We start from the raw sequence: 16,726 nt of genomic DNA, 5'->3' as shown, positions 1-16,726 counted from the left end.
CGCAACAGGATCCGGTGCATCCCGACATTCAAGCGTGCCGGTCCGGGGGTGGTCCTCGCGGCGGTGCCAGGGTAGGGAAGGGTAGCCGGGAACACCGGCGGGACGAGTGGAGGACGCGTGGCGCCGATCGACATCACCACGACGCCGGAGTGGGACGCCCTGGCCAAGCACCACGCCGAGGTCGGCGGCCGGCACCTGCGGGAGCTGTTCGCGGCGGACCCGGACCGGGGCCGGACCATGGCGCTGGAGGCGGCCGACCTCTACCTGGACTACTCCAAGCAGCGGGCGACCGCGGAGACGCTGCGGCTGCTGGTCGCGGTGGCGGAGCGGGCCGGACTGCGGGACCGGATCGACGGGATGTTCCGCGGCGACCACATCAACGTCAGCGAGGACCGGGCCGTCCTGCACACGGCGCTGCGGCTGCCGGCGGACGCCGTCCTGACCGTGGACGGCCAGGACGTGGTGCACGACGTGCACGAGGTGCTGGACCGGATGGGCGAGTTCAGCGACCGGGTCCGCTCGGGGGAGTGGACCGGCGCCACCGGCAGGCCGATCCGGTCGATCGTCAACATCGGCATCGGCGGGTCCGACCTCGGCCCGGTGATGGCGTACGAGGCGCTGAAGGACTACAGCGACCGGGACCGGACCTTCCGCTTCGTGTCCAACATCGACCCGACCGACGTGTACGAGGCGACCCGCGACCTCGACCCGGCCGAGACGCTGGTCATCGTGTCGTCCAAGACGTTCGGCACGCTGGAGACGCTGACCAACGCGAAGGTCGCCCGGCGCTGGCTGCTCGACGGGCTCGGCGACGCGGCCGGCGACGAGGCCGTCGCCAAGCACTTCGTCGCGGTGTCGACCAATAAGGAGAAGGTGACCGACTTCGGGATCGACCCGGCCAACATGTTCCCGTTCTGGGACTGGGTCGGCGGGCGCTACTCGATGGACTCCGCGATCGGGCTGTCGACGATGCTGGCGATCGGGCGGGACGGGTTCGGCGAGCTGCTGGCCGGGTTCCACGCGATGGACGAGCACTTCCGGACGGCGCCGTTCGAGGCCAGCATGCCGGTCCTGCAAGGACTTCTGAACGTCTGGTATTCGGCGTTCTTCGACGTGCAGGCGCACGCGGTGCTGCCGTACAGCCAGTACCTGCACCGGTTCCCGGCCTACCTGCAGCAGCTGACCATGGAGTCGAACGGCAAGTCGGTCCGCTGGGACGGCACCCCGGTGCGCACCGCGACCGGCGAGATCTTCTGGGGCGAGCCCGGCACCAACGGGCAGCACGCGTTCTACCAGCTGCTGCACCAGGGGACCCGGCTCGTGCCGGCCGACTTCATCGGCTTCGCCGAGGCGAACCACGAGATCGACGACCTGCACGACCTGTTCATGTCGAACTACCTGGCCCAGACCACGGCGCTCGCCTTCGGGCGTACGGCCGAGGAGGTTGCGGCCGAGGGGACGCCGGCCGACGTCGTGCCGCACAAGGTGATGCCGGGCAACCGGCCGTCCTCCAGCATCCTGGCCCAGAAGCTCACCCCGGGCATCCTGGGTCAGCTCATCGCGCTGTACGAGCACACCGTGTTCGTGGAGGGCGTGATCTGGGGGATCGACTCGTTCGACCAGTGGGGGGTCGAGCTCGGCAAGGTGATGGCGCAGCAGCTCACGCCGGAGCTGACCAAGGCCGAGCCGCCCTCGGGCGACCTCGACAGCTCGACGCGCACCCTGGTCGAGCGCTACCGCGCCGCCCGCGGCCGCGCGACCTGACGGCGCCCCTGGGCCCGGACACCCGGGCCCGGGGGGCGCCGACTACAGCTGGGCGGCGGTGGCGGCGTAGCCGTGGGCGACGATGACGGCGGCGGACCTCTCGTACGAGACCGAGTCGGTGGGGACGAACGTCCCGAGCCCGTCGACATACCGGTTGAACATGCAGAACGCGGCCGCAATCAGCACGGTGTCGTGAACCTCGACGTCAGTGGCGCCCTCGGTGCGGGCGGCCTCGATCAGCTTCGGAGTGCCGTCGCGACCACCGCGCTGCACCGCGCCGGCGATCCGCAGCAGCGCCCGCAGCTTCGGCGTGATCGGCGCGGCGTCCGGGTCCGCGCGGACCTGCTCGACCAGCGGCATCCCCTCATCGAGCTGGGCCGCGGCGAAGGCCGAGTGCGAGCCGGCGCAGAAGCTGCAGTCGTTCAGCCCGGAGACGTACGCGGCGATCAGCTCGCGGTCGCCGCGGGCCAGTGAGCTCGGCGCGACGAGCAGCGCGTCGGCGAGCGCGTTCAGCGCCTGTCCGGTCTCCGGCCGGTACGCCATCAGGCCGGTGATGCCGGGGAGGGTGGTTTCGTCCAGGCCAAGGTCGATGTACGCCATGGTGCCCAGGTTCGCGGTCGGCCCCGACCCCGCGCAACCCCGTGAGTGCTCTCGTCGACCAGCCGCCGGGGTAGCTCGTTGGGCATTGGCCAGGACGGGAGGCGGTGGTGGCGGAGCCAGGCGTCGAGGCGGGCGTAGGCGTTCTTCCGGACCTCGGGCCCGGACAGGAAGATGTCGTGCCGGGCGTCCGGGATCGGTACGACGGTGGTCTCGCCGCCGAGACAGCCGGCCCAGCGGGCGATCTGCCGGACGTCGAGGACCGTGTCGGCCCGGTCGTCCTGCGCCGAGTACGTCTTCGCGAAGTGGGTCCTGTCCGAGCGCAGCACCAGTGGGGGCCCGTTCCTGGCCACGATCGGCGAGGTCCTGTGGTGGAACGCGGCCCCCAACGGCAGGAAGGCGAGCTTCTACGACCTGTGGTCCGGTCACCGCCGGACGCCGTCGGCCTTCCGGGCCCGCACCCGTACGGACCTCGGTGCGGTCGTCGCGTTGCTGGCCGACGGGACGCTGAGCCCGCAGGTCGCCGCCCGCTTCCCGCTCGCCGAGGTCCGCGAGGCGATGACGCTGGCCGAGTCGCGGACCGTACGCGGCAGGGTCGTCCTGGTCCCGTGACCGTGCGACGTAGGCTCGCGGCCGTGCCTCCAGCTCCCGCCCGGGACCGCAATCCCCGCGGCGAGGGCGGCCGGCTGCGCGGCGACATCCTCACCGCCGCCGCGGACGGCTGCGGGCGGTCTGCGCGGCGTACCTGGACTTCGCCGAGGCCCGGCCGCAGCGCTACCGGGTCATGTTCGGCGGGGTCTGGGACGCGGCCGCCGCCGTCGACGGGGACGCGGTCACCGCGAGGAAGTCCCGCGCCCCGCGCAGCCGGACGCTGCTGTCCAGGCGCAGGTCGAGCGGGCCCGCGGGGCGTGGTCCGGCGGGGATCGCGGCCGGGTCGAGGCCGTCCCGCCGGGCGATCAGCACGCCCAGCTCGTACCGGCTGAGGGCGTCGGGACCGGCGACGTGCCGGATCCCGGCGTACTGGGACGCGGCGAGTTCCAGCAGCGCCGTGGCCAGGTCGGAGGCGTCCACGGGGCAGCGCACGTCGTCGGTGTAGAGAACTCCGGCGGCGCCCTCGATGAGCGCGTGGACGAGCCGCTCGTGGGCGGAGTCGCCGGCACCGATGATCAGTGAGGTCCGGGCGATGACGGCGGCCGGGGCGATCCTCTTGATCGCGGTCTCCGCGGCCGCCTTGGCGGCACCGTAGGGCGTCGTGGGATCCGGCGGCTGCGTCTCGTCGTAGCCGGCCGCGGCACCGGAGAACACCGCGTCGCTGGACACGTGCACGAGCCGGGCGCCGGTCGCGGCCGCGGCGAGGGCGACGTGCGTGGCGCCGTCCGCGGTGGTCGCCCAGTCCGACTGCCGGTACGCGGCATTGACGATCACCGCGGGCCGCGTCTCCTGGGCCAGCGCGATGACGTCGTCGCGCCGCCGTATGTCGAGCCGGTGCCAGTCCGCGCCGGTCGCGGTCGGCGCGTGACCGTAGAAGGTGGCGACGACGCGGTGACCCGCGATCCGAGCCTGCCGGACGACCCTCCGCCCGAGCAGCCCGCTGCCGCCGACGACGAGAACATCCATGCCCCGGGTCCTACCCGGCGCCGGGGGTGGTGATCCAGTAGCGGAGCTCGCCGTCGGCGATCCCGTCGGGTTCCCCGCCGTTGGCCTCGATCACCTTGCGGGACGCGACGTTGTCCTCGTCGCAGGTGACCGGGACGCGGTCGAGGCCGAAGTGGGCGCAGTACACCAGCGCGCCGGCGAGCATGCGGTAGGCGTGGCCGCGGCGGGATCCGCGGATCCGGGTCGAGCCGGGTTCGGCCGAGCACATCCCGCTGCCGGACGGCAGCGTGGACGTGGTGCACGCGCGGTTCGCGTACTTCTTCCCGGCCGGGTGCGATCCGGGTCTGGCCGAGGTCCGCCGGGTGCTGCGGCCGGGCGGAACGCTGGTGGTGATCGACAACGACCAGCGCTGGGGCGAGTTCGCGGAGCTACCAGCCGCTGGAGTTTCCCCCGGACATCGCCGACCGCTGGCTGCGCGACCATCCCGACCGCACCGGCCTGACGTACGGCTACGCCCTCTTCTCGATCACCTGAGCACCCAGGTCGCCTCGGTGCGGCTATCCGGTTTGCCTTGTCATCGAGTGGTTTTGGCGCGACGATCGGTCTTCTCGGTGTCAGGAAGCGGCATGGCAGAGACCAGCGCGTCCCGCCAACCGCAGCGGCCACGGCTGCATCCGGTGACGGGCCGATGACAGTCCTCCGGCCGGCGACGTACCCCTGCGCAGCTGCCGGGCCGGCGCCGTTCCGGTCCCTGCGCTGACGGCGACCACGGCGGCGTGAGGAGGCCACCCATGGACCTGCCCGAGTTCGACGGTGCCACCGGGTGGCTCAACTCGCCGCCGCTGCGGGCGGCCGACCTGCGCGGCCGGGTCGTGCTCGTCGACTTCTGCACGTACACGTGCATCAACTGGCTCCGGACGCTGCCCTACATCCGGGCCTGGGCCGCGGCGTACGAGGAGCACGGTCTGACCGTCGTCGGCGTGCACACGCCGGAGTTCGAGGTCGAGCACGATCTCGGCAACGTCCGCCGCGCGGTCCGGGACATGCACGTGGCGCACCCGCTGGCGATCGACAACGACTACGCGGTCTGGACGGCGTTCGACAACCACTACTGGCCCGCGCGCTACGTCGCCGACGCGCAGGGCCGGATCCGTCACCACCACTTCGGGGAGGGGAACTACGAGCAGACCGAGACGATCCTGCAGCGGCTGCTGGCCGACGCCGGCGGCGATCCCGGCCCCGAGCCGGTCCCGGTCGAGCCGGCCGGGGTGGAGGCCGGCGCCGACTGGGACAGCCTGTGGTCGCCGGAGAACTATCTCGGCTCCGACCGGACCGAGAACTTCGCCTCGCCCGACGGCGCGGTGCTCGGCGGCCGGCACGGGTACGCCGTCCCCGACCGGCTGCGGCTGAACCAGTGGGCCCTCGCCGGGGACTGGACGATCCGGCGGCAGGCGGTCGTGCTGCACGCGGCCGAGGGGCGGATCGCGTACCGGTTCCACGCCCGGGACGTGCACCTGGTCATGGGCGCGGCGGACCGGCCGGTGCGGTTCCGGGTCCGGCTCGACGGGCGGCCGCCGGGCGACGCGCACGGGCTCGACGTGGACGGGCAGGGGGACGGCGTCGCGGGCGCGCCGCGGCTCTACCAGCTCCTGCGGCAGCCGGCCCCGGTCGTCGAGCGCACGGTCGAGATCACCTTCCTCGACCCGGGCCTGCAGGCGTACGTCTTCACCTTCGGCTAGGACGTGTCTCTCAACTGCCTGGCGGCGCCACCGCCATCCACCGCCGATCGAGGGACACACCCTAGGCCGCGCCGAGCTCGTCCTCGAGGTGGACCCGGATGATCTCGTCGACCGTGGTCTCGGCGGTGAAGCCGAGGCGGAGCGCCCGGCTCGCGTCCAGGGCGGGGGCCCAGGTCTCGACGATCCGGAGGATCGCCTCGTCCGGCTCCCGGCGGATCAGGTCGACCGCCTGCGACCCGGCGGCCCGGCGCAGGGCCTCGATCTGCTCGCCGACGGTGGCGCTGAGGCCCGGCATGGACAGGGTCCCCCACCGGCCCTCGAGGGTGGCCGCCCGGACCAGGAACCCCACCGCCGCGCGGGGCGAGGCGAACCAGTGCCGGACGGTGTCGGGGACCGGCAGGACCGCCTCCTGCCCGGCCAGCGGCTCGCGCAGGATGCTGGAGAAGAACCCGGACGCGGCCCGGTTCGGCCGGCCCGGGCGGATGCAGACGGTCGGCAGCCGCAGCCCGATGCCGTCGAGGAGACCGCGGCGGCCGTAGTCGTTCAGCAGCAGCTCGCCGATCGCCTTCTGGGTGCCGTAGCTGGTCAGCGGCGTGTGCTGGAAGTCCTCGGGGATCGGGTCCGGGAACGGCGGGCCGTACACGGCGATCGAGGACGTGAAGACCACCCGCGGGCGGTACCCGTGCACGGCGTCCAGCAGCGCCCGGGTGCCGTCGAGGTTGACCCGGTAGCCCTTGCCGAAGTCCGCCTCGGCCTCGCCGGACACCACCGCCGCGAGGTGGAAGATCAGCTCCGGCCGGTCCGCGAGCAGGCGCTCGGCCGCGCCGGGAGCGGCCAGGTCGGTGGCGACCGGCTCGACCGGGCCGGGCGCTCCGGTGGGCTCGACCACGTCGGCCAGGGTCAGCCGGTCGATCGGGCGGCCGCCGACGTGCCCGTCGGCGAGCAGCCGGGCGGTGAGCTTGCGGCCGAGCATCCCGGCCGCTCCGAGGATCAGCACGTGCATACCGGCAGGGTCCCACCCGACCGCTAGGGTGCGGGACGATGAGCGAGCGGACGACGTACCTGCTGGTCGACGGCGAGAACATCGACGCCACGCTGGGCGGGAACGTGCTCAACCACCGCCCCAACCCGGATGAGCGGCCGCGCTGGGAGCGGGTGCGCGAGTTCGCCCGGCAGGCCTGGGACCAGCCGGTGACCGCGCTGTTCTTCCTCAACGCGACCTCCGGCCAGCTGCCGATGACCTTCGTGCAGGCGCTGCTCGCGCTCGGCTACCGGCCGGTGCCGCTGGCCGGCGGGCCGGGGGAGAAGGTCGTCGACATCGGCATCCAGCGCACGCTGGACGCGATCGGCGAGCGCTCCGGCGACGTGCTGCTGGCCAGCCACGACGGCGACTTCCTGCCGCACGTCGAACGCCTGCTCGGCGGCGACCACCGGGTCGGGCTGATCGCGTTCAAGGAGTTCGTCAATACCGGGTTCGTGCCGCTGCGCGAGGCCGGGCTGGAGGTCTTCGACCTCGAGGACGACGTGAACGCGTTCACCAGCGTGCTGCCGCGGGTGCGGATCATCGCGATCGAGGACTTCGACCCGGTCCGCTACCTCTGACGGCGGTCTTAATCGGTAGTGGGAGCGGCGGGCGGGCAGCAGGATGTGCCGGTGACCGAGCCAGAGCGGTGGACCGCCTCGACCGTGTACGCCGACATGTGGGCCGACCCGGACGACGACCCGCGCGAGAACGGCGCCGCCGACACCGTCGGCGAGCGGGACACGCTGCTGGACTACCTGCGGCGCTACCGGCTGACGCTGGAGCTGAAGTGCTCGGGTCTGGACGCCGAGCAGCTCGCCCGCCGGTCCGTACCGCCCTCGACGATGTCGTTGCTCGGCCTGCTGCGGCACCTGACCGAGGTCGAGCGGGGCTGGTTCCGGCGCGAGCTGGCGGCCCAGGACGCGCCGCGGCTCTACTCCTCGGCCGAGGACCGCGACGGCGACTGGGACGGTGCCGTGCCCGACCCGGCGGTCGTCGAGGACGCCTGGCGGGACTGGCGGGCCGAGGTCGCCTTCGCGCAGGAGTTCGTCGCCGGCGTGACCGACCTCGGTGCGCAGGGGAAGACCGGCGTGCCGGTCCGGGACGTGCTGGTGCACATGATCGAGGAGTACGCGCGGCACTGCGGGCACGCCGACCTGCTCCGGGAGCGCATCGACGGCCGGGTCGGTCAGTAGGCCGGAACGCCGGCCCATTGCGGACGAGGGTCGTCCGGGATGGGCTCTACGGTGGCCCGCATGACCAACGACGATTACTGGTGGGAGCCTCCGTTCGCCGGCACCGAGGACGAGCACCTCGCGGGCGCGCTGGACCGGCTCCGGACGACCTTCCGCTTCAAGGCGGACGAGCTCGACCGGGCCGGGCTGCAGACCCGCATCGGCGCGTCCTCGCTGACCATCGGCGGGCTGCTCAAGCACCTCGCGTTCGTGGAGGCGCTGAAGTTCCGGACCAACCTGGGCCGGGTCTCGCCGGGCCAACCCTGGGAGAGCATCGACTGGGACGCCGAGGCCGGCTGGGACTTCCGCTCGGCCGCCGACGACACCCCCGAGCAGCTCTACGCGCTGTACGACGCCGCCGTCGAGGAGTCCCGGGCCCGGCTCACCGCGGCCCTGGCCGACGGCGGGCTCGACCAGCCGATCGGGCTGACCGGCCCGGACGGGACCCCGCTCAGCCTGCGCCGGCTCGTCTTCGACCTGGTCGAGGAGTACGGCCGGCACACCGGGCACGCGGACCTCATCCGGGAGGCGATCGACGGGCGCGTGGGCGAGGACCCGCCGGCCGGCTGGCGCCCGGTCTCCGGCACCCACCAGCCCGCCCGGGCCTGACGCGGTGGCGCCTGACGCCCGTACGGGTCAGGCGCCGGCCGGGTCGGCGAGCGCGGGGTCGATGACCGTGGGGGCCTCGACGCCGATGCCGGTCGGACCGGCCTCGGCCGGCCGCGGCCGGTCCTCCGGATGGAAGCGCACCGCGATCAGCGCCACGTCGTCCGGCGGCCGGTCCCCGACCATCTCGACCAGGATCGTGTTGAGCAGCTCGTCCAGCCCGACGCCCGGGTGCGCGGCGATGACGTCGAGCAGCTGGGCCTGCCGGGCCTCGAGCTCGTGGGTCCGGGTCTCGATGAGCCCGTCGGTGTAGAGCAGCACGGTCTCGCCGGGCCCGACGGCGACCGCGTGGTCCCGCCGGGGCACCGCGACCGCCACCGCCAGCGGGGCGTCCGGCCGGGTCTCCAGCATGGTCGGGGTGCCCTCGGCCGACACCAGCACCGGCGCCGGGTGCCCGGCCGAGGACCAGTGCAATGTGCGCAGCCCGGCCGCGGCGTCCCCGTCGTCCTGCTCGACCCGCGCCAGCAGCAGCGTGGTCATCGTGGTCAGGCCCAGGTCGGTCATGGCCCGGTCCAGCCGGGTGATGATCGCCGACGGCGGCTCGTCCCCGTGCTCCCAGGCCAGCGCGCGCAGCAGGTTGCGCAGCTGGCCCATGATGGTGGCGGCGGCGATGTCGTGCCCGGCCACGTCGCCGACCATCAGCGTGGTGGCGCCGTCGGGCGGCAGCAGCGCGTCGTACCAGTCGCCGCCGACCTGGTCGGCCGAGTCCGCCGTCAGGTAGCGCGCGGAGACGTGCAGGTGGTCGGGCTCGGGCAGCCGGGTGAGCATCGCCTCCTGCAGCGCCCGGGACACGACCCGGTCGTGCCGGGACGACTCGTGCAGCCGCTGGTGGGCGCGCTCCAGCTCGGCCGTGGTCACCTGCTGCCGCGCGTAGAGCCGGGCGTTGGCCAGGACCGTCCCGGCCCGCTGGGCGACGTTGGCGGCCAGCTCGACGTCGGAGGGCAGGAACGGCTCCCGGCCGGCGTCGCGGGCGATCACCAGCACGCCGTGCACCGTTCCCGCGTACGCCAGCGGCCAGACCCCGTACGCCTCCGGGTCCAGCGCCCGGTACGCCTCCCGGGCCTGGGCCGAGACCAGCACGTCCAGTCCGGCCTCCAGCCCCCCGGAATTCACGATCACCGGCCGCTCGGTCCGCTGTGCGGTGATCGTCGCGCCGCGGCCCTGCAGGCCGACCAGCCGCTCGCCGGCGAACTTGTCCAGGGTCGGGCCGTGCTCGTCGCGGGCGTGCCACCAGCCGACGTCGGACAGCGTGCCGTCCTCGTCGGCCAGCGAGACCAGCGACCAGTCACCCAGGACCGGGACGACCAGCCGGGCCAGCCGGGCGACCGCCTCGGCCGGGTCCAGCGTCTCGGCCAGCGCCTGCGCGACCTGGGCCAGCAGCGCCAGCCGGTCGTTGGCGACCGCGGCGGCCTGGACCGCCGCGCGCAGGGCCAGCTCCCGGCTCGCGGCCTCCGACAGCACCCGCAGCACGTGCACGTCCTCCTCGGTCCAGGACCGGGTCTCGGTGTCGACCACGCAGAACGATCCGAGCGGCCGCCCCTGGGGCGACATCAGCGGGAAGCCGGCCCAGGCCCGGACGCCCATCGAGGCGATCGAGGGGTTGCCGGCGGTGAGCGGGTCGGCGGTGACGTCGCCGGCGATCAGCGACTGCCCGGAGGCGATGACGTACTGGCAGAAGGAGTCCTCGACCGCGTTCTGGGTGGGGCCGTCGGGCGGGATCCCGATGCGGGCCTTCCAGTACGAGCGCGACTCGTCGACCAGCGTGACGAACGCGTACGGCGCGCGCAGCAGGCGGCCGGCCAGCGCGGCCAGGTCGTCGAACGCGTCCTCGGGGTCGGTGTCGAGCAGGCCGGTCTCCCGGACCGCGGCCACCCTCGCCGGGTCGGCGACATGGGGGAGGTCGCGGCCGCTCACCGGCTCACCTTAGGCCGCGGCGCGGCACGCCTGTCGCGCGCCGGGAACCGGGTGACGGACCCCACCGGTCCGGCCCACCGGATGGTGGATGCGATGCTGTCATTGCTGTGTCAGCCTGGTGGCCGGGGAGGAATGTCGGCCGTGAACGTGGATCTGGTGGCGTTACCGGCCGACGGCCGGGCCGCCGGGCTGGCCCGGTCCGAGGTCCGCACCCGGCTGCAGACCTGGCAGCTGGACGACCTGCTCGACGTCGCCGTGCTGCTGACCTCCGAGGTCGTCACCAACGTCATCGTGCACACGGCGTCCGCGCCGTCGCTGGGGCTGGCCCGCGACGGCGGGGGCGTGCGGGTGACGGTCGTCGACGGGTCCCCGGCCCCGCCGCAGCTGCGCCGGCACTCCGCCACCGCGACCACCGGCCGGGGCGTGCAGATGCTGCAGGACCTGGCCACCGACTGGGGCTGGGACCTGCTCGACGACGGCAAGGCGGTCTGGTTCCTGGTCCGCGGCGGGGACGACGACCCCTGGTCCGGCCGGCCGGCCCGCGCCGAGCACCCCCCGGGACCGCCCCCCTCCCCGCTGGGGCGGTACGCGGCGGTCGGCGACACCTCGGCCGGCCTGGTCACCATCCAGCTGCTCGGCGTCCCGGTCCGGGTGCTGGCCGCGGCCCGCGAGCACCACGACGGGCTGATGCGGGAGTTCCGGCTGCTGGCCATGTCCGACGGGCTGGGCGAGGTCGAGCTCCCGGCCCGGCTGGTGGAGCTGGTCGAGGCCCTCGGGGTGCGCTACGCGGCCGTCCGGTCCCGCCCGGACGAGGAGTTCGACCGGGCGCTGGAGCAGGGCCTGGAGACGATCGACCTGGTCTACCAGGTGCCGCCGACGGTGGCCGACGGCGCGCGCCAGCTGGAGGGCCTGATGGGGGAGGCGGACGAGTTCGCCCGCGCCGCCCGGCTGATGACGCTGCCCCGGCTCCCGGTGGTGGCCCGCTTCGGCGCCTGGTACGTGGCCCAGTTCGTCGACCAGGTCGCCGGCCGCCCGCCCGCCCGCTGGGACGGCCCGCTCGACGCCGCCTGACTGTCTGTTCCTGACCGTCCACTCCGGACTGTCCGGCGGCCGGTCCGCCACGGACCGTTCGGTCCGTCCGCTGTGGACGGTCAGAGGCCGGCGAGGTAGCCGGCCGCGAGGTCGGCCGGGCTGCGCGGGTCGACCGCGGCGAGCCGGTTCAGCGCGACCAGGTCGGCGGTCTCCAGCCGGGCGCTGAGCCGGTCGAGGGCGTCGGTGAGCCGGGCGCCGTACCGCCGGACGACCTCGGTCCGGACCACCGGCACGACGTTCTCCCGCGGCTGCAGCCCGAGGTCGTCGGCCAGCAGCGTGACCCGCCCGTCGACCAGCCGCCCGTACGTGGTCTCCAGCAGCCCGACGTCGATCTCGCCGGTCTCCAGCGCGGTCGCCGTGGCCGGCCGGCTCGGCTGCGGCTCGAACGCCGCGAACCCCAGCCCGTACGTCTCCCGCAGGCCGGAGAGGCAGTAGCGGCGCTGCGGGCACTCCGGCGGGCCGCCGAAGGTGAGCCCGCCGGCCAGGCCGCGCAGGTCGCTGAGCCGGCGCAGCCCGTGCTCCCGCGCGAACGCGGTCCGTACCGCGAAGCCGTTGGCGTCCTCGGCCGGCGCGTACGCCAGCACCGAGAGCCCGCGCGCGGACAGCCGGCCGGCGAGCGTGGCCCGCACCGCGGCCGGCGTCCCGTGGGCGTCGGCCGGGCTGCCGCCGGCGTAGTCGAGCAGCGTGCCGGTGTAGTCCAGGACGAGGTCGACCAGGCCCTGCTCCAGCGCCGGCGCGACCACCTCGCGGGTGCCGAGCCCGGACAGCACCTCGACCCGGAAGCCGGCCCGGCGCAGCTGCTGGCCGTAGAGCTCGGCCAGCATCCGGCTCTCCGGGAAGTCGAACGACGCCAGCCGCAGCACCGCCGGGTCGCGCGCCTCGACCGCCGGCCCGCTCCCGCAGCCGGTCAGCAGGAGCACCAGGACGACCAGCACCGCCCGCACGCCTAGACCACCAGCGAGGTGTGCGGAGCGGACCCCGGCTCCCGCCGCCAGGACCGGTTCCGCCGCCAGAACAGGTACGCCAGCAGTCCCAGCGGGATCGGCAGCACGTAGGTGAGCGCGCGGAACACCAGCACCGCCGCGGCCACCAGCGGGCGCTCGCCGCCGGCTGCGACCAGCCCGGTGATGAGCGCGACCTCGACCACGCCGAGACCGCCCGGGGTGATGGGGATCGCGGTGAGCAGCCGGGCGAAGGCGAAGACCGCGAGCACCTCGATCCAGCCGGCGTCGGCCTCGGAGACCCCGACGTGCCGCAGCGCCAGCAGCAGCACGAAGAACAACGACAGGTGGCTGACGATCGTGACCGCGGTGATCCAGTGCCAGCGCGCCCGCAGCAGCGCGATCGTGCGGGTCCGGAACTTCGCCGTCGCCAGCTCCCAGCCGTGCACGGGCCCGCGTCCGATCATCCGCCGCAGCGCGGACGCGGCCCGCCCGGCGACGACCCCGACCTGCACGGCGCTGCGCTCGCTGCGCATCAGCAGCCAGAGCACGACGACGGCCGCGACCAGCGCGCCGACGCCGATCAGGCCGGCCGCGACCCGCCCGCCGCTCGGGCTGCCGCGCAGCGCCAGCAGCGCGAGCGCCAGCACCGGCAGGGCGAGCTTCGCGAAGTTGTTCCAGACGCCGGAGACGAGCAGCGACACCGACGTGCGCGACCGGGAGAAGCCCCAGGACGAGAACATCGCGTAGTTCAGGCCGATCCCGATCGCGCCGCCGCCGGGCACGGTGTTCGACACCGCCGTGCTGGCCTCGGTCGCGACGGCCGCCTGCCGGGTGGTCAGGCCGGGCATCGTGGCCAGGTTCACCAGCAGGTACGTGACCAGGTTCCAGGCCGCGGCCAGGATCAGCGTGGCGACCTCGATCCAGGTCATCGCCCGGATCGAGGCCCAGACCGCGGAGATGCTGGTGAACTGGGGCAGGAAGAACCAGAACACCCCCACCACGAGGGCGATCGAGACCAGCGCGGACAGCACGGTCCGCAACCGCGGTCCGGTCAGGGTCGTCCCGCTCATGGCGTTCCCTCCTGGCGGTCGAGCTCGAGCCGGCCGTCGCTGGAGTCGTGCACCTGCCGGGCCACGCCGGCCCGGCTCAGGAATCCCAGCGCCTCCGAGATCGTGGCGACCGGCTCGGCCCGGGTGTCGCCGCGCAGGTCGAAGTCGTAGGTGATGCAGCCGCCGGTGAACGTGTAGTGCCGCCGGCCGCCGTACCCGTGGCTGACCCGGGTGACCTGCTCGAAGCGCCGCATCTCCGGCTGCTCGCTGGGCACCTCGGTCGCGCCGGACAGGTCGCAGGACGGGCGCAGGGAGACGGTCAGCGCGTGCGGGCCGTCCCGGTCGGAGGAGAAGCCGATCGTCGTCCGGCCGTCCTCGGGCAGGTAGGAGGCGAACTTCCAGCCGACCGGCACGTCGCGCACGCACGGCAGCCACTGCGCGCTCGGCACGGACTGGGCCAGCGCGACCGTGCCGCCCTCGGTCTTGTCGGCGTTCAGGTCGCAGTACGGCAGGCCGGCGGCGCTGCCGACCACGACGACGTCGGTCGCGCAGCCGGTCGCGGCGAGCAGCACCAGCGCCGCCAGCGCCGCCCTCACAGCGGGCTCCCGAGCAGGCCGCGGGCGACGGTCCCGGCGATCAGGGCGGCGACCAGGACGACGAGCAGCAACCCGAGCCGCCGTACGGTCCAGCGCTGGATCCGGATCGGCGCCGGCCGCTCCGGCAGCAGCTCCAGGAACTCCTCGTGCAGGTCCCGCCCGCGCTTGCGGATCAGCTGGCGCAGCTGCGAGGGCATGGTCAGCCCGCGGGTGGCCGCGAAGGCCTCGGTGATCTCGTCGACCGAGAACTGCCGCAGCGCCCGCTCGTAGACCGTCGGGGCGTCGCTGCGCAGGGCCAGGACCAGCATCATGTTGGCCAGGTCGACCGCCTGCCGCCACGGCGAGGGCCGGACCTCCGCGAACGCGGTGTCGATGAGCAGCACCCGCCCGTCCCGGACGAGCAGGTTGGCCGGCTTCACGTCCCGGTGCGCGATCCCGGTCTCCCACAGCTGCCGCACGATCAGCAGCCCCTGGTCGATCAGCGAGTCGTCGACGTCCACGTCGCCGATCTCCTTGGAGCCGGCGAAGAACTCGGTCACCAGCAGGTACTCGCGCTCCGGGGTGATCTCCACGAACCCGTACGGCTTCGGCACCGGCAGGCCCGCGTCGTTCAGCAGGTGCAGCACGTAGTCCTCGTACTGGACCAGGCGGCGGACGGTGTTGAACGGCTTCTCGTCCTCCAGCCGGCCGTAGAGCAGCGTGCGTCCGAGCTTGTACCAGCGGTCCGAGCGCAGGTGGGTGATCGCGTAGAGCTTGCCGAACAGGTCCTCGCCGGGGTCGCCCTTGACCCCGATCCGCAGCGGGGTCGAGCCGCCCGAGCCGGCCAGCCCGAACGGCGTGACCTCGGTGGTGACCAGGCCGAGCTGGTCGTGCAGGGCCCGCTCGATCGCCTGCCCGCGGCGGCCGCGGACGTCCAGGTGCGCCGCCCGCCCCCGCCGGTACGTCACCGGGAACAGGTCGTTGGGCACCAGCAGCCGCCAGCCCGCGAGCGGGACGGCGACGCCGAGGACCACCCCGGTCAGCGCGTCGGTCGGGTGGTCCACGCCGAGGTAGAGCCGGCCGAACACGACCACGCCCAGGATCGCGGTGACCACCAGCTTGCCGCGGTCACGCAGGACGCCGGCGGGGACCAGCGCGTACAGGACGTTGATTCCGGTGGCGGCCAGGACGGCGATCGGCCGCGACGGCATCGCGAAGCCGTGCCAGGAGGTGAGGATCTCCACGCCCAGCGGCCGCGGTCGCATGATCAGCCCGGCGGCCAGCGTGCTGAGCGTGCTGACCAGGAACATCGTGCCGATCCAGACGAACAGGTGCCGCCAGCGCCGCCAGACCAGCAACACCGCGAGCGCCAGCCACCAGATCCCGAGGATGGCCGGCCCGATGGCCCGGTCGATCCCGCGGAACACGGCGGTGGTCGGGCCGTTCCGCAGCCGGGCCAGGTCGGTCAGCAGGCCGGCCTCGAACGCGTCCAGCCGCAGCGTCACCACCCCGCTGAGCCCGATCAGGAACAGGAACACCAGCACCGCGGCGGCCAGCATCAGCCAGAACCGGCCCGAGCGGTTGAGCTGGCGGGGGAGCGGGGGCGCCTCGCCGGACGGGCGGCGCCGCGGGTGCGTACGCCGGACCCGGCTGTCGCCGCCGGCCACCGTCTCAGGAATCACGGTGACCGCCCTGTACGCCGACGAGCAGGGTGAGCAGCCCGCCCAGCAACAGCCCGAGCCCGGCCCCGGCGACCACGTCGAGCGGGTTGTGCGCGCCGAGGTAGACCCGGGCGACGCAGACCGCGCCGCCCAGCGTCGCCGCCACCACCCGGCCCGTCCGGCCCAGGTACGGCCAGAGCACGACCACCATCCCGGCCGCGACGATCGCGTGCCCGGAGGGGAAGGACAGCCCGGCCGGCGGCACGTCCCGCAGGATCGCGCCGGGCTCGTTCTCCCCGGGCCGGCGCCGCTCGACCAGCTTCTTCAGCACCTCCCGCTCGGCGACCAGCTTCAGCGGGACGAGCAGCACCATCGCGAAGGCCGGGCGCCAGCGGCCGCCCGCCAGCAGCACCGCCGCGGCGATCAGCGGCGTGATCAGCACGCCCAGCAGCTGCAACCCCCAGGCCGGCCGCTCGACCCAGCCGGGCAGGCCGTTGACGGCCCGGAACACCGCCCGCTCGGGTGCGGAGACCAGGCCGTGCCGGGCCCCGAGCGAGGCGAGGACGGTGAGCGCCAGGCCGGCCAGCGCGACCCAGAGCGCGGCGACCGGGCGGCGCGTCCTTGTCCGGGTGGTCACCATCGCGATCTCCTCGGCCGGCCGGGAACCCAGCCTGCCAGTCCCGGACCACCCGCAAGGGCCGGTTTTCTGGCGTATTCACCGGCCGGCTTCGCTCACGGTTGGGTTACGGCCATTGCGCCCGGCCGGGCCCGGGCCTACGTTGCCGCCGTCGACAACTGTGTGTGTGTCATACAGACCTACAGGCGACTTCAGCGGCCTGCTGACCCGCATCAAGGGCAACCACCCCGGACGTG

General features: G+C 74.0%; 16 protein-coding genes and 3 pseudogenes. 9 read left to right on the top strand and 10 right to left on the bottom strand.

Going from position 1 to position 16,726, the window contains the following annotated elements; genetic code table 11:
* The first annotated feature begins 117 nt into the window (after positions 1-117).
* Positions 118-1,764: a glucose-6-phosphate isomerase gene (pgi, locus tag VGP36_08980; protein HEV7654851.1), complete on the top strand. Its 1,647-nt coding sequence runs from the start codon at positions 118-120 to the stop codon at positions 1,762-1,764.
* A 42-nt stretch (positions 1,765-1,806) separates the two neighbouring features.
* Here pgi and VGP36_08975 read toward each other — a convergent pair whose 3' ends face one another.
* Both VGP36_08975 and VGP36_08970 read right to left on the bottom strand, forming a co-directional pair.
* A complete protein-coding gene (locus VGP36_08975; protein ID HEV7654850.1) occupies positions 1,807-2,364 on the bottom strand; it encodes a carboxymuconolactone decarboxylase family protein in 558 nt (185 codons plus the stop codon).
* 113 nt (positions 2,365-2,477) lie between these two features.
* A pseudogene (locus VGP36_08970) lies at positions 2,478-2,699 on the bottom strand (alpha/beta hydrolase).
* On the opposite strand from VGP36_08970, the gene VGP36_08965 reads away from it, so the two are divergent.
* Positions 2,626-2,973 carry a zinc-binding dehydrogenase gene (locus VGP36_08965; GenBank protein ID HEV7654849.1) on the top strand — a complete coding sequence of 116 codons (348 nt, stop codon included), beginning with the start codon at positions 2,626-2,628 and terminating at the stop codon, positions 2,971-2,973. The pseudogene VGP36_08970 and the gene VGP36_08965 overlap by 74 nt on opposite strands.
* 109 nt (positions 2,974-3,082) lie before the next feature.
* Positions 3,083-3,156: pseudogene (locus VGP36_08960) on the top strand (TetR-like C-terminal domain-containing protein).
* Here VGP36_08960 and VGP36_08955 read toward each other — a convergent pair.
* Complete coding sequence (locus tag VGP36_08955; GenBank protein ID HEV7654848.1) at positions 3,136-3,978, bottom strand: sugar nucleotide-binding protein; 843 nt, start codon at positions 3,976-3,978, stop codon at positions 3,136-3,138. The pseudogene VGP36_08960 and the gene VGP36_08955 sit on opposite strands and share 21 nt — an antisense overlap.
* Before the next feature lie 209 nt (positions 3,979-4,187).
* On the opposite strand from VGP36_08955, the pseudogene VGP36_08950 reads away from it, so the two are divergent.
* Together VGP36_08950 and VGP36_08945 are read left to right on the top strand one after the other, a co-directional pair.
* Positions 4,188-4,361: pseudogene (locus tag VGP36_08950) on the top strand (class I SAM-dependent methyltransferase).
* Between the two features lie 387 nt (positions 4,362-4,748).
* A complete protein-coding gene (locus VGP36_08945; GenBank protein HEV7654847.1) occupies positions 4,749-5,696 on the top strand; it encodes a redoxin domain-containing protein in 948 nt (315 codons plus the stop codon).
* Between the two features lie 61 nt (positions 5,697-5,757).
* Here the strand turns inward: VGP36_08945 and denD are convergent, their stop codons facing one another.
* Complete coding sequence (gene denD, locus VGP36_08940) at positions 5,758-6,699, bottom strand: D-erythronate dehydrogenase (protein ID HEV7654846.1); 942 nt, start codon at positions 6,697-6,699, stop codon at positions 5,758-5,760.
* 38 nt (positions 6,700-6,737) lie between these two features.
* Between denD and VGP36_08935 the strand changes: the two genes are divergently transcribed.
* From VGP36_08935 to VGP36_08925, 3 genes are read left to right on the top strand one after another with little or no spacing between them, the layout of a single operon-like run.
* Positions 6,738-7,298 (top strand): NYN domain-containing protein, encoded by a 561-nt coding sequence (locus VGP36_08935; GenBank protein HEV7654845.1) that lies wholly within the window; start codon positions 6,738-6,740, stop codon positions 7,296-7,298.
* Positions 7,299-7,349: 51 nt separating this feature from the next.
* Positions 7,350-7,913: a DinB family protein gene (locus tag VGP36_08930; GenBank protein HEV7654844.1), complete on the top strand. Its 564-nt coding sequence runs from the start codon at positions 7,350-7,352 to the stop codon at positions 7,911-7,913.
* Positions 7,914-7,973: 60 nt separating this feature from the next.
* Positions 7,974-8,561, top strand: coding sequence for a DUF664 domain-containing protein (locus VGP36_08925; GenBank protein HEV7654843.1), 588 nt, complete (start codon positions 7,974-7,976; stop codon positions 8,559-8,561).
* 27 nt (positions 8,562-8,588) lie between these two features.
* On the opposite strand, the gene VGP36_08920 is transcribed toward VGP36_08925, so the two are convergent.
* Entirely contained in the window at positions 8,589-10,532 is a 1,944-nt protein-coding gene (locus VGP36_08920; protein HEV7654842.1) for a SpoIIE family protein phosphatase, read from the bottom strand.
* 141 nt (positions 10,533-10,673) lie between these two features.
* On the opposite strand from VGP36_08920, the gene VGP36_08915 reads away from it, so the two are divergent.
* Positions 10,674-11,603 carry an ATP-binding protein gene (locus tag VGP36_08915; GenBank protein ID HEV7654841.1) on the top strand — a complete coding sequence of 310 codons (930 nt, stop codon included), beginning with the start codon at positions 10,674-10,676 and terminating at the stop codon, positions 11,601-11,603.
* A gap of 80 nt (positions 11,604-11,683) precedes the next feature.
* Here the strand turns inward: VGP36_08915 and VGP36_08910 are convergent, their stop codons facing one another.
* The 5 genes from VGP36_08910 to VGP36_08890 are packed head-to-tail and all read right to left on the bottom strand — an operon-like array spanning position 11,684 to position 16,493.
* Positions 11,684-12,568 (bottom strand): ABC transporter substrate-binding protein, encoded by an 885-nt coding sequence (locus tag VGP36_08910; GenBank protein ID HEV7654840.1) that lies wholly within the window; start codon positions 12,566-12,568, stop codon positions 11,684-11,686.
* A gap of 2 nt (positions 12,569-12,570) precedes the next feature.
* Positions 12,571-13,638 carry a YbhN family protein gene (locus VGP36_08905; protein ID HEV7654839.1) on the bottom strand — a complete coding sequence of 356 codons (1,068 nt, stop codon included), beginning with the start codon at positions 13,636-13,638 and terminating at the stop codon, positions 12,571-12,573.
* On the bottom strand, positions 13,635-14,213 hold the full coding sequence (locus VGP36_08900) for a hypothetical protein (protein HEV7654838.1): 579 nt from the start codon (positions 14,211-14,213) through the stop codon (positions 13,635-13,637). Before VGP36_08900 ends, VGP36_08905 begins: the two co-directional genes overlap by 4 nt.
* Entirely contained in the window at positions 14,210-15,874 is a 1,665-nt protein-coding gene (locus VGP36_08895; GenBank protein ID HEV7654837.1) for a hypothetical protein, read from the bottom strand. The genes VGP36_08900 and VGP36_08895 overlap by 4 nt, the downstream gene beginning before the upstream one ends.
* Positions 15,864-16,493 (bottom strand): phosphatase PAP2 family protein, encoded by a 630-nt coding sequence (locus tag VGP36_08890; GenBank protein ID HEV7654836.1) that lies wholly within the window; start codon positions 16,491-16,493, stop codon positions 15,864-15,866. Before VGP36_08890 ends, VGP36_08895 begins: the two co-directional genes overlap by 11 nt.
* Positions 16,494-16,726 lie beyond the last annotated feature (233 nt).

The sequence above is a fragment of the Mycobacteriales bacterium genome, assembly GCA_035995165.1.
Lineage (GTDB): Bacteria > Actinomycetota > Actinomycetes > Mycobacteriales > CADCTP01 > CADCTP01.
This window is presented reverse-complemented; position numbering and strand designations above follow the sequence as displayed.

What these genes read in the sequence shown, in the direction of transcription:
- VGP36_08975 (HEV7654850.1), bottom strand. Translation starts at nt 2,364, where the DNA reads ATGGCGTACATCGACCTTGGCCTGGACGAAACCACCCTCCCCGGCATC.
- VGP36_08955 (HEV7654848.1), bottom strand. Translation starts at nt 3,978, where the DNA reads ATGGATGTTCTCGTCGTCGGCGGCAGCGGGCTGCTCGGGCGGAGGGTC.
- VGP36_08945 (HEV7654847.1), top strand. Translation starts at nt 4,749, where the DNA reads ATGGACCTGCCCGAGTTCGACGGTGCCACCGGGTGGCTCAACTCGCCG.
- denD (HEV7654846.1), bottom strand. Translation starts at nt 6,699, where the DNA reads ATGCACGTGCTGATCCTCGGAGCGGCCGGGATGCTCGGCCGCAAGCTC.
- VGP36_08935 (HEV7654845.1), top strand. Translation starts at nt 6,738, where the DNA reads ATGAGCGAGCGGACGACGTACCTGCTGGTCGACGGCGAGAACATCGAC.
- VGP36_08925 (HEV7654843.1), top strand. Translation starts at nt 7,974, where the DNA reads ATGACCAACGACGATTACTGGTGGGAGCCTCCGTTCGCCGGCACCGAG.
- VGP36_08905 (HEV7654839.1), bottom strand. Translation starts at nt 13,638, where the DNA reads ATGAGCGGGACGACCCTGACCGGACCGCGGTTGCGGACCGTGCTGTCC.
- VGP36_08890 (HEV7654836.1), bottom strand. Translation starts at nt 16,493, where the DNA reads ATGGTGACCACCCGGACAAGGACGCGCCGCCCGGTCGCCGCGCTCTGG.